Source organism: Paenibacillus phytohabitans (assembly GCF_013141775.1).
In the GTDB taxonomy this organism is placed as follows: Bacteria; Bacillota; Bacilli; order Paenibacillales; family Paenibacillaceae; genus Paenibacillus_AQ; species Paenibacillus_AQ phytohabitans.
In genome coordinates this window covers 14,515-26,755 of record NZ_WHOB01000043.1, presented here as the reverse complement: position 1 = coordinate 26,755, position 12,241 = coordinate 14,515, and the positions used below count along the sequence as shown (strand labels likewise).

Below are 12,241 nucleotides of genomic sequence, written 5' to 3'. Positions count from 1 at the left end.
CTCGCTCCTTTCAGACACCGTTTGTTGTTAGATACCAGCCGATCTGCCCTTTTTGATGATCGGCTTGAAAGATCGTAAATTGAGTCTTGTAGCTTGTCCCGAACAATCGTACAACAGCTTGCGTGCTCATTAGATAGCCATCGCTGGTCAAAGCAAGCTGAAGATCGTTTGGCAGTTTCAGATCCAGCATTTCCTCCAGAGCCAGCAGCCCCTTTTCCTTATCCACATCAAGTCCGGGTATTTTGAGCCCGCAATAAAATTTCCCGTCCGCATTCCATCCTGCAATCAAATTGCCGACGAGCATGCCCTCGGGCAGCAGCTTGCCAAGAGTACCCATTTCGAAGTCAAAAACGAGTCCATACCAAGGTCCGTTTGCAGCACTATATTCAGGCAATCCGGCAATGGGCACATTACGATAACCAAGCTTATTCCAATCAGCCACAGATTCTGCGGATACCAGATAGCGAAGACGGAGCGGAAAATTGGCCCCCAAGCTGCCGGGGCGTCCGCTGCTTTTTTCGGGATCGAGGGAGACTTGTGAAATATCAAAGGCAAACTTACCGGAATTTACAGGGTCATTAATGTCAAAATTCATTGTGATCCCCAGGTTCCCAAACAAGAGACCGAGCAATCCCGCTTTGACTCCATAGCCGAATAAATCAATCACCTGATCAACCTCCGGATTCAACTTATCAAGAAAAATTTTCGATCCGTATATAGAGAAACCGGTTTTTATATTTTGTTTATCCGAAGCGTCGAGCGTCTGGAAGCTGATTTTGTCTAAACGCATGTTTTGTAATATGGGCGGGAGAACCAATTGCTGGAACGCGGCATGCACAGGTGTCTTCGTCTGAAAGACATAGGCAGGTACGCCTTCATGCTGCTCCATTGATCCATATAAAGTAAGAATTGGCTGTGGAAACTCAGGGCCACCTTCCTCGCTGACTTTTACGGGACTCCCGTATAACGTTCGCACAAGCAGTTCAATTTTGGCGTGGAACAATTCAATTTTTGTGTTCACAAATCGGGCCTTTAGCTCGGTTACACGAAATTTGTAAGTATAGCTGTCCCAATTGACATTATCAAGATCCTCGTATTTGACATACCCGAATAGCGAGCTTGGCTTGTCCAATTTCAGGCCGGCAGCAGCATCCCACTCCACCAGGCTCGAGTCTAAGCCGACATGGTGTGCGCGCAGACCCCCCGGTTTAATGCCGCCAATAAGACATATCAAATCATCCGGCATCTGTTCCGGAATAATATCCACGTTAAGAGCAACAATTCCGTTCCATTTCGGATCACGGCACATCCGGTAAAACGGAATCAATTCCGGAGGAACATCTTTCTCGGCCACCCCGCGCATACAGTAATTGCTCAACCACGTTGACAACATGCCCAATTGGCCTGCCTGGTTGAACGCTTCGCCATCCGTCCAGCGCCCGGGCTGCTCGATGCCCTCCAGCAATGATCCCGGGCAAAATTTGAAGATGAGGATATTCTGGTAATTCATATCACCCGGTACTGCCAGCTTGAAGGGCCAACCCGAAATCGTCACCAGATCATCAAACGTTTCCCATAGCGGCGAAGACGTGGAATTCATTGATACGACAAGAAAGAGCCGGTTGGATAAGAGGGCATTTCGGAAAACCGCCGAAGGTTTGGTAAATTTCAGCATGTCCCATGCTTCGGCTGCCCCCGGAACGAGACCTGCTGCGTTTCGGATGTTCTGCCCGATAATTAATTCCGACCACTGACCGGCGATTTCCTGAACAAATAAGCCTTGCGGCGTGGTCGAAAGGCCATCTGTAAAGGCTGTGCTGCCCAAGGCCGATCCCGCTGAGAGCTGGTTCATAAGCTGCTTGCGATTCGGGGCGATTCCGCGCCGTTCCATTGCGAGTGCTTGCTTGAGCTGCGATTTATCATTCCGTTGAACTCCAAGAAGAGGAACCAGAGGTATGCTGTTATCTGTATCCCTTGTCCAATCGAAGATAACCGGTTCATGAAAGTGGCTGACGCCTTCAGCCACCGGGCGGAAATGCGGATCATCTTCAGGCTGTGCCGAATAGGTGATTGGCGGCGCCTCGAAAATGCGGTTGTCGCTCGGACGCACCGCTATCCAGGACGTATAAGCGTCATCCTTTAATGGTGGAGGCTGATCCGTTTCGCTGCCGAGTGGATCAGCGGGCCAGAATGCGGGTTTGCCTCGTATGAACTCCATACGGTCACCTCTGTAACCATTGCCTTGAGGTACAAAAACAATGGTTTCCGTTCCAGTGCCGCCACAAAGCAGGCGCATAGCTCCTGCAAACGGCTCTGTATCGGTGACCGAAAGGTAAAAGTTCCCTTGCGGGACCGTATATGCCGGGTCGAATGCCGATATTTTATACTTCGGAGATAACACCAGCATGCCGCTGCCAGGCAACGGACGCGGCAGTACCCCTTCAACATTTGGTTCCAACCGGGCATCCGGTTGGAGCTCTATAGTATGACCGAACGGGGTACGGAAATGGCTGGGCAGTGCATCTACCGATGGATCAAAGACGAGGTACGAGCGGAGTCCCAAGTCAGGCTGAGTTTCATAATGTCGGTTAAAGGGATCAAGCTCATCAAGAGAAACCAGAAAATGAAGCTTCTTCCCATCTTCCTTCTCGAAAATCGGGTAGTTACGTTCCTTGTTTGCAGTGGTATGCCCAATTTGTTGTTTGTAAAAATATTTAAGCCCGACATTAAACTGTACATTTTCTTCAAACACACGATTAGATGGAGTTTGGATGCGAAAACGGAATGCACCTCCATCCTTACCTCCAAACGGAAGATATACAATTAGATCATCAATGGCCGTATAATCTTCGTCCATAAATCGTAAGTATGGCTTGTCTGTTTTTTTTATAGCTAACTGCATTCTCTCTGCTTGAAATTCAACAAATGCAGGCTTTGGAATAGATAGGCTATAAGTGTTTTCCAGCGATACTTCAAAATTATTTTTTGTTTTCCATCCACCGGCACCGGGCACGATCTTCAGGATCTTACAATTGTTCAATGGAGTAGTGTTCAGCCAAATGAGCTGGATTTCTTCTGAGTCTCTATCCTCATGGTCACGCAGGTACTGCTCGTATTGCTTGACAGCAGTCAAAAGAGCATCTGGGTCTGGGGGACTGCCAGCAAACAAAAACAATCCCCTATCATTCCAAGCTTCATTTAAACTAATATATTCCCGGTTATAAGATCCCCCACGAGGACGATATCCCCTCCACCCGACGGAAGGGACATCATCAGCCTCAAACAAGCTTCCATCGTTGTTCATCTTCGCATATTGCAATGATTAATCACTCCATTCGATGAAAATCAAAGCCTTCATTGATCATTTACAGTCCATTTAGCTAATACTTGTGGTTGGATACAATGCCATTTATTCTGTGTCAAATAAAATCCTTCTATGCATAAGCTTCCTTCTAAATCTGCACGGGGAATTGTTAACCAAATTCTGTTAACTCTCACTTCCTTCACTAGGCTGTCTGAATAGGGTCCACCTGCAGGGTATAATAAAATGTGTCTTTCCTCTAAATTTTGATTGAACAGAAAAAGTGGATCTTGTTGTCTCCATCCCAGCTTATAATCCTGAACCAGTCCTATACCTGAAGCCTTGTCAATGAAGGATACCGATGCCGCGTTGTAAATTATGCAAGGATAATCCTTAAAAAGATCAATGCTCATAGTCAAGGGACCACTTCCCTCAGAGGATAAAACAGAACTGCTACACGCATGCCAGTTGCATTCATTCTGCAACCCATGCCATTCCGCGATTAAATAGGAAATGGATTTGGGAGAGTGGCCAAATCTATCTGTAAGGAGTCCATGCACATAAATTTGTCCGTTCTGTCCGCCGACCGCTGGCACGTAACTAATGCATACATGGAACTTTTGCAGAAAGCCTTGACTACCGGATACAAAGCAGGTGGATTGCTCCCGACTTATATCGTTCAGCAGCACACGGTTATTCGATGTTCCTTCAATGACCATATACGAGGTGCCAATCCTAAATTGAACTTTTGCAAGGTCAACCACACTGCCTTCTAGTGAATAAAGATCTACAACCGCTTCGATTTCATAATCGCCTTTGCCAATGAATGTCGAACAGACCAAAGGCCCTGTGCATGGTGCTATCTTTCTTTGAACGATGTCAATATTGCTATTTATGCTCAAGTGATTTACCTCCCTCTTATCAGTACTGCATTATATGTATGAATGGGCTTTTCCTGTGAAGAGTACGCTCAGCAGTACAAAAAAATGTTATGAAATCTCAGAAAGGGCAGGCAACAGCTTTACTTTCTTGACACTTGGGTTACTGTAATGGTTTGAATCGGCTACAGTGGCCACAGGAAAATACAGGTATCTTTGAGCCTCACACTCGGCGGCCTCAAACATCCACAGAAATTGTTTCTACAGTTCAATGGAGCAATCGCCATTAAAAAATCCCAATATAGGAAATTCCTAATTGGGACTTTTTCAATAGTTATTTATTTTTCCAGAAAGCGAGTCACAAATCCCGCATAAATTTTCAATTTCCCGAAAATTCTGCCCGTCTGTCCATTTACATTATCTCATTCCAGCTTGTGATCTAACCTTACTTTTTTTCGGAAAATGAATTATGCAAAATGCTTATATAACTATTTCAACAATACTTTTATATCATTTTTTCGATACAGATACATTCCACCACCATCAATTTTTAATCCTGACACTGGTATAATGTCTTTCCTTAATAATTGAGAGTATGAAGTATTCAGTTTTTTCTGTAGTTCTTTCAAGGTTATATATGTTCTTTTAAATTTCTTAAAGCTTTCTAAAGTAACTATATCATCAAACTCATCTTCTGCAGTATTTTCAAGTAATCCTTTCTTTATCCAGAATTTTATATGCCATTCTTGACATTCTATTAATATCCCAATTTCTTTTATATGCAAACGGCCTTGTGTCTTTCTTTTTAAAAACAGTTCCTTCTCATTATCTTTTAATATTCCTATCAATCTTTCGAACTCTTCCACTTCTCTTTTTTGTTTTTCTTCTTCTTCCTGTGCTCTTTTTTCTTTTATGGGTTTCACATATAATAGATACTCTTCTATCAGAGGTTTTAAATTACCACCATCGCTTTGAAAAATAATGAGAGATTTCTCTAAATAGTATAAATCCGAATATATTCTCAAATTCAGATTATCAAGAAAATTTCTATATCCTTCCGGCCATAACCTTAAAATTCGAATTATATTGAGTTGAAATTGTATATACTCCGAAAAGGTAATGCTCCCTCTCTTATACTTGTTCTCCATACTCAACCCAGTGGTTATTTCTCTTCCCAAAAACCGATGCATTGTGTTTAATGTTAGCAAGTCGCAATCTATAAAATCACTTTTGTTGATAAATGTTAATCTTTCGTTGTATAAATCACATTTAGAATAGACATATTCGGAAAAGTTAACTGTTACATTTACTGCCAATACCGCCTGACTTTTTTTATGTCGATGTCCACAGCGACATAAAAATATATTTCCTTTTCTCCAAGAAATTTGCTCAGAACATACAATACAACTATCCATTAGCTCAACACTATGATACGGGCATGCCGTCACATTACTTAGGAGCCATATTTTCCTAAAATATTCGCTCTCAGATAAACAACAAGGGCAAACCTTCGCTCGTATAATTTCAATATCATCATGCAAAATAAGATTTCCACTAAACTCTATATTTAGATTTTTATGTTTAGGTATTATCATATTAAAAATATCTACAGTTTTATTATTTGTTATATTCGCCAAAAATTTTAAATCTTTATCACTTAAAAAATCCAAATCAATAAAATAACTATTTATTTGTCGTTTCTCCCTAAATAAATCTAATTTCTCATACAGAAATCTTGGGGGCACAATGTTTTCAGAAGAAAATCTTAACAAATATCCGCTTAAACTTTCATCATAATAAGGAAGTGGATGTAAAGGTTGAGGTTGCATCAGTAATTTATTCATCCTTTCCTCCAGCTACATAGGCTTAACAAGGAAACGGAGCAAGTTTTTTTATGACATCAATTTTTATACTATAGTGGTTGAAAAATAAAAAATTCAATCATATGCAATTACTTTAAGTTCTCAATCAACATCCTTAAATCTTTGACTATAATAATTAATAAACGATCATCCAAATTTTAAACACAAAGGAAATAAACTAAATAATCATAGTTTCTTCTTATTTATGCCAACCTTTTTCTTCTTCCACACAAGATCGCCCATTCATTTTCATTGCAGCTCAGAAATACTAAGTCACAATCAGAAAACAGGACATTCCATCTTTATCTTTAGAACTGTCCAATGTAAAATGTTGTATAATATATTTGTATAGTAACCATTGAATTATCACAAAAGTTAAAACAATTCCATTGTTTTTCGGGGGCTGGATACAACATGCAAAAATACATATATATCTCAACAAAAATAAGAAAGAATTCAAAAACCATTACCAAGCTTATAGAACAGACTAATGAAGCTGTAATTTGGTATATCAGTAAAGATACAAACCTTAATTCAGAGGCATATTATTTCAATAACAAAAATGGCACATTAAAGCGCACTCTACTGAGTACTGATATTCTTGATATTGCACTTTTGGATACAATCACCTACACAGAAAGTATGTATATGCCAGTAAATAGCACAATGAATGAAATTTGTGTTTTAAAAGTAGACAGTTTAATTAAATACATCGAAATCATTGATGTAATTAACGATACTTCTGATTTTGTTTTTAGAGGACAAAAGGATAAAACCTGGTCTTTAAAAGCAAGTATTTTTAGAAATGGATATAATCATAATAAGGAATATGATATCTACAGAGAAATCAGGAAAAACAGATTTGAAGATCTTACAGGTTCGAAATTTTTAGATAATTTAATTCACATGCAACATTATGGAATCCCCACAAGACTGCTTGATTGGAGTAGAAATCCTCTAATTCCACTTTTTTTTGCATGCTCTGATAATAAAAACGATGGTAAAATATTTGCATATAAACCTAATATTATTTACGAGTTTGATCAGGAACAATTTAAACAGATATCCACATATTTAAATGAGGATTTCAATAGGATACAATTAAATCCGCATTCAATTAAATTTCTAGCTTCTATTTTTAGGGGGGCTCAACCAGATTCAATTTTTATTGAAAGCACCATTGAAAATGAACGTTTGAAAGCACAACGTGGCTTATTCTCAATACAGATAGATATACGACCAAACTACATAGAGTATATTAGAGAGGAGATTATTAAATCAACTAAGCTTTTTAGCAAATATAATAAAAAAAACTTATTAGACATTGATCAAATAAAAAAATTAGCGCTTCCAGATTTAAAACATATTATTGATACATTAACTACGTACAAAACAACACTCCCTTTAGATGGGATGATAATTGATAGGGAAGCAGAAGAATTTTTAAAAGAGTTGACCCAAGTTAATTATTGGAAACAAGAAAATCATAATTACGATACTAATCTGAACTCTCTTTCTATTGAATTCATAATACCAAAAGAATATAAAAATAAAATAAGAAAGCAACTTGAAAGCCTCAACATAAACTCTATGACTGTTTATCCTGACTTTTTTGGATTTGTACAATATATTAATGATAAGTATGAAGGGTAGGTTTGATACATGCAAAAAGAAATTACTAACCTAGATGCAAGACAACGTAATTTAAAAATGATTATGGTTAGGGAATATACAAGCAAAAAATTTAAGATCAAGGATAAATTCACTGAAGATACTATTGTAAAGTTATTTTTCTTTAGACAATCTGATTTACAAAATTCACTTAAATATTTTTTCGCAAAAAAAGGAGAAGCCTATATATTTAAAAATAATATTGCTGATGAAATTTCTGAAATGAGCAGTAAACATTTCAAAGCGATCACAGACTCTAAAGAAACTTCACAAAAATATGTAAACCTCTTTAAATTATTCAGTGAAGATTATTTGAAGAACATCCATAAAGGTGACAGTAGTGAGAAGTACAATACTTTCTATAACGAATTTTCTTCGTCACTTGAAGAGCTCCACTGGTTCTCATTACCAGAATTCTCCGAACAAATGATGATCAATAGAGGAATGATTCCCGAAGATAATATTCTTGAATACTATAATCACTATCATAGCCTGGAAGATCTTTACGATGTGTTAACAGGAAAAACAGTTCCGTCTAACTCCTATAAAGGGGATATTAACTTGAATAAAAGATTATCATTTAGAGTATACAGCAGACGCTGGGGCCACGATGATACATATTCTGTTGAACGGAGAACTGAAGGGTGGTTTGTTTCACATTTAGCGATCAATGGTCCTTCAAAAAAAGATGGAACCGGCTCCATGATTGCCAACTTGGATCATGACTCAATTCAATATCCAAAAGAGGGTGTGAGATACGCATTTCGAACACTATGGTATTTAGCAGATGAGGAGGAGATGTCTACAGAAGAACTTCAAGTCAAATTGCAAGAGATCGCTGATTGGATTAGTGCTGTTGAAAAAACGATTGGAGAATTCCAACCAGATTGGTGTGGCTACTATTAATAATATTTATGTTGAGGGTAAAAAATAATAAAACAATATGCTTTAATACGTTAAAGAAGCACGTCCTTCTTAATCAAAATAAATCACCTTTATTTTACACTAACAGGCCGATAGCCTTTAAATGGGACCTATCGGCCTTTTCATTGAGATGTTGGAATTTATTCATCCATCTTCAAAAGTTTTTTCAATCGAGTATTCTCAATCGATAAAGTTATCAATTTATGATTAATTTCTCTGGACTCCTCACTCTGAGAAGCAACAAGACCATCCCGGTACGCAGCGCTGTATGTTTCATTTAATAAGGTATTGATTGTATCAGCTAGCTCACTACTTGGAGCTTTAAATATTATTACCTCTTCAACTCGATCAGAAAAATATATTGTTTGATCAACAACAAAGTATGGCATCAACATCTTTTTCATGTTTTCTCTCCTTCAGTAATATTTTTGCCAAAATACCCTCCAGAGCACCATTTTATATGCTGTGCTCTACTCTTCTCATGTAGATTAAGCAATTGATTTAATACAAATATTCTCTGAACTATATCCTGGGCAATAAAGAACTGCTGTTTGTAATAGTTAATGTCTCTTTGATTTGAACTTAAACAGTTGTTATACTTTTCGTAATCAAAAAGCAATTGCATATGTAAATCATAGAGCTCCTTATGAGTCATTATAATCCCCCGTTCTATTAATTAAATTCCAACTGTACCCTAACCTTATAAAAAACCTCAGATATTCATCTCAATGCTCTTCTTATCTCCTCTACTTTTGGGAGAGAATAAAGATATCGTATACGTCCATCTCTATAAATAATTATTTCATCAGGTTCAATTTGCTTGTCAACTAGTAATAACTTCAATTTCTTCTCCCCAACATGCAGTATTTTCATTATTTCGGAGAAATAATATCCTTTTGTTTCCCTACGTTCCTCTTTCAATAATGTAATACATCTTTCCAATTCATACTCCGAATACGAAACGTCAGCTAGTGTTCCATTGTGACACTTTATTCTTGGATGTAAAATTCCATCTTTTGTGAAACGAATTAGATCAACTATTTTAAGTCCAATTACAGAATACTTGATTAGTGCATCGTGAAATGGAATTCCCCTAAAAGATCGTTGGTAAGTACCAGAAAACTCCTGAAGCAGATCTTCTATATCTTTTTTTAATATCATTTTGTTATGTGCATATGAAGTTGCATACTCTTGGAGAATTTCTGCTTTAATCAAAAGAGTAATTGAATCGCTTGTAATACCAAGAATATTTGCAGCCTCATGTTTATGTATGTAGGTATTTCGATCTTCAATTACTTTATTGAGTGAATCTTGGTTAACAATATACCTTTGTTGATTGCCAAATCCATTTAATTGCAAATCAAGCTTTCCGATTTCTTGGAGTCTATTCATTTTCCCGTAGCCCATTCCCGTAGCGTGTTTAACTTCTTCTCTTCTTAAAGCAATGCGCTTTTTTATTAATTGTTGATTAGATTTAAAAATTGAAAAATCTTTTCTGATACTTCCCTCATTCAGCTTTCCAATCCAAAAATCTTCATATGCCTTTCTTATTATTGAAAACTCTTTATTTACTAGCCCTTCCTCATACCTGCTTTTCTGCTCATACAATGTCTTCCTACTCTTTTTTGAAAACTCATTAAGTACCTGATAATAATTCATAGGAAAATCATCATACATCCATACGAAATTCCCCCACGAAATTAAGTTTTTTTGGTTATCTAAGTTTCCATTTCGCTTATTTGTAAATGTGTTAATTAAGAGATGCTCTTCATTTAAAAAGCTTTGGAGACCTTCCAGAATATGAAAGGATATTCTGGCTAAGCTAAAAAAATCTTCTGCATTACTTATAGTAGTATTTTTAAGTAACGGATTCCCTCCAAGAAAACACTGTTGAATTAATGTCTGTGAAGAAATATATTCAGGTGAAAGAATTGATTTATTATTAGCATCAATTAGGATTTTACAACTGCATTTTTTACATACGCCTGATCTTAATAATTCAGTTAAAGTAATATTTTTATTACACTTCGGGCAAAGATTAATAAGAATTCGTTGATGCTCTAGACAAATGCAAACTGGGTGGAATCCCCAAATGTATTTATGAATTCCCTTTATTTTTACACACTCTGGGCAAAATTTTATTTGATTCCTCAAAACATAATTACTGCTAGACTGATGCTTAATAATCCATTGAAAATAACTTTTCGACGTTAAATTATCAATGAGTTTACCAGTTAAATCTCCTAAAATTATCGCATCTACATTAGAAAACATATTATTTTGTAAATCTCTTGTGGAAGAATGAAGAAGGCGATAAATACCCAAACTATCTTTATAACAATTTTGAGTGGAAATACGTTCAACATAACCCACTAAGCTTTCCTCATCATTAATCCTAGGTCTTAATAAAAATCGCAACATTCTCCCCCCATAAAAACCGTTCTAACTCTAGTATTTCCGATTAATTAATGCTTTATTCTAATAGGACAAAACAAAAAAACCTACTAGAATTAGTAGGGATCTCACATACTTACTCACTTACTTATCAGGAGAGAAAATAGTATTCATTTTGATTCAATATATAACCAGAAAATCATTTTCTTTTCCCTTTCTTAGGCTCAGACTGAAAAAGCCGTTCATGGAGTTTTTTCTCTTTCTCAATCTCATCCATTAAATGAAATTTTGTATTTTCAAATGGATTTATGGCGTATGGACGTGTAGACCGAGTAATTCTGTTGAATGCACCTCGTAATTCTATCTCAGATATTAGATCCTGCCCCTTATTTAGGGAGATTTCAGTCGCAATTTTAAGTAAGTTCATTACATATCTTGGAACACCAAAAGAGAAATAAAATATTTTTGCTGCTAATTCAGGGTCCGACAAATTTGAAAGCTTTGATAATGGTAATTTATTATCAATAGATACGAGAAATCGTCTAAATTCAGTTATATCCTCTTTATTGGTGTAAGAAAAAGGGGGAAGCACCATGCGATTAGGATACCGTCCATCTAATTGTTCATTATATGAGAATATTCGCTCCGATTCAGGTAATCCAACAAGCACCACAGGAATTTTAACCTTGTCTATAAATGTTTTCAGCCAGTCAGAGGCACTTGCAAGGACGTAATCTGTATCCCTATCAATCAAATGATGAAATTCGTCTAGAAGTATCATCTTAATATCACACTTATCGACGTAATTACAGATACGATGAGTCATATGTTCTTCAGAGCCAGAATCAAAAAAATGATCTCCCATTTCACGAAGTATTTTCGAAGCCAAGACCCTAGGAGATTTAGCTCTTGGAGGAACGCTGACAAGTAAAACCGGAATTTGAGTTCGTTCGTCTTCCTCTACATGTGGATATTTGGATGCATACAGCTCTATAATAGATGACTTACCAGCACCAGTTTGTCCTATAATACATAATTGTTCTGCCTTAACATTGGCTTTTGAGAGATTATGGATTTTAGTCACTTCTGATGTAATTTCGGAAAACTTTGGATGGACTACTCTTAAAGATTCTATATGAGCATATCGTATATTAAACTCCTTTTCAGATATCCGTTTACCATTAAGTGATTCAAAAAACATCTTTGTCATA

Annotated in this window: 8 protein-coding genes; 2 read left to right on the top strand and 6 right to left on the bottom strand. The window is 37.0% G+C overall.

What is annotated here, in order from left to right:
- Positions 1-10: 10 nt before the first annotated feature.
- The 3 genes from GC101_RS15820 to GC101_RS15810 form a co-directional block, all read right to left on the bottom strand.
- Positions 11-3,319 (bottom strand): hypothetical protein, encoded by a 3,309-nt coding sequence (locus GC101_RS15820; RefSeq protein WP_171718012.1) that lies wholly within the window; start codon positions 3,317-3,319, stop codon positions 11-13.
- Between the two features lie 35 nt (positions 3,320-3,354).
- Entirely contained in the window at positions 3,355-4,203 is an 849-nt protein-coding gene (locus GC101_RS15815) for a hypothetical protein (protein WP_171718011.1), read from the bottom strand.
- A 464-nt stretch (positions 4,204-4,667) separates the two neighbouring features.
- A complete protein-coding gene (locus GC101_RS15810) occupies positions 4,668-6,023 on the bottom strand; it encodes a TniQ family protein (protein WP_171718010.1) in 1,356 nt (451 codons plus the stop codon).
- A 432-nt stretch (positions 6,024-6,455) separates the two neighbouring features.
- On the opposite strand from GC101_RS15810, the gene GC101_RS15805 reads away from it, so the two are divergent.
- Together GC101_RS15805 and GC101_RS15800 are read left to right on the top strand one after the other, a co-directional pair.
- Positions 6,456-7,694, top strand: a complete 1,239-nt coding sequence (locus GC101_RS15805) for an FRG domain-containing protein (protein ID WP_171718009.1) — start codon at positions 6,456-6,458, stop codon at positions 7,692-7,694.
- A gap of 9 nt (positions 7,695-7,703) precedes the next feature.
- On the top strand, positions 7,704-8,618 hold the full coding sequence (locus GC101_RS15800) for a hypothetical protein (protein WP_171718008.1): 915 nt from the start codon (positions 7,704-7,706) through the stop codon (positions 8,616-8,618).
- A 158-nt stretch (positions 8,619-8,776) separates the two neighbouring features.
- On the opposite strand, the gene GC101_RS15795 is transcribed toward GC101_RS15800, so the two are convergent.
- The 3 genes from GC101_RS15795 to GC101_RS15785 form a co-directional block, all read right to left on the bottom strand.
- Positions 8,777-9,040: a hypothetical protein gene (locus GC101_RS15795; protein WP_171718007.1), complete on the bottom strand. Its 264-nt coding sequence runs from the start codon at positions 9,038-9,040 to the stop codon at positions 8,777-8,779.
- 316 nt (positions 9,041-9,356) lie between these two features.
- On the bottom strand, positions 9,357-11,057 hold the full coding sequence (locus tag GC101_RS15790; protein ID WP_246354357.1) for a TniQ family protein: 1,701 nt from the start codon (positions 11,055-11,057) through the stop codon (positions 9,357-9,359).
- 172 nt (positions 11,058-11,229) lie between these two features.
- Positions 11,230-12,240: a TniB family NTP-binding protein gene (locus tag GC101_RS15785; protein ID WP_171718005.1), complete on the bottom strand. Its 1,011-nt coding sequence runs from the start codon at positions 12,238-12,240 to the stop codon at positions 11,230-11,232.
- Position 12,241 lies beyond the last annotated feature (1 nt).

Coding starts and splice junctions, on each gene's coding strand:
- GC101_RS15810 (WP_171718010.1), bottom strand. CDS start 6,023: ATGAATAAATTACTGATGCAACCTCAACCTTTACATCCACTTCCTTAT.
- GC101_RS15805 (WP_171718009.1), top strand. CDS start 6,456: ATGCAAAAATACATATATATCTCAACAAAAATAAGAAAGAATTCAAAA.
- GC101_RS15800 (WP_171718008.1), top strand. CDS start 7,704: ATGCAAAAAGAAATTACTAACCTAGATGCAAGACAACGTAATTTAAAA.
- GC101_RS15795 (WP_171718007.1), bottom strand. CDS start 9,040: ATGAAAAAGATGTTGATGCCATACTTTGTTGTTGATCAAACAATATAT.
- GC101_RS15790 (WP_246354357.1), bottom strand. CDS start 11,057: ATGTTGCGATTTTTATTAAGACCTAGGATTAATGATGAGGAAAGCTTA.
- GC101_RS15785 (WP_171718005.1), bottom strand. CDS start 12,240: ATGACAAAGATGTTTTTTGAATCACTTAATGGTAAACGGATATCTGAA.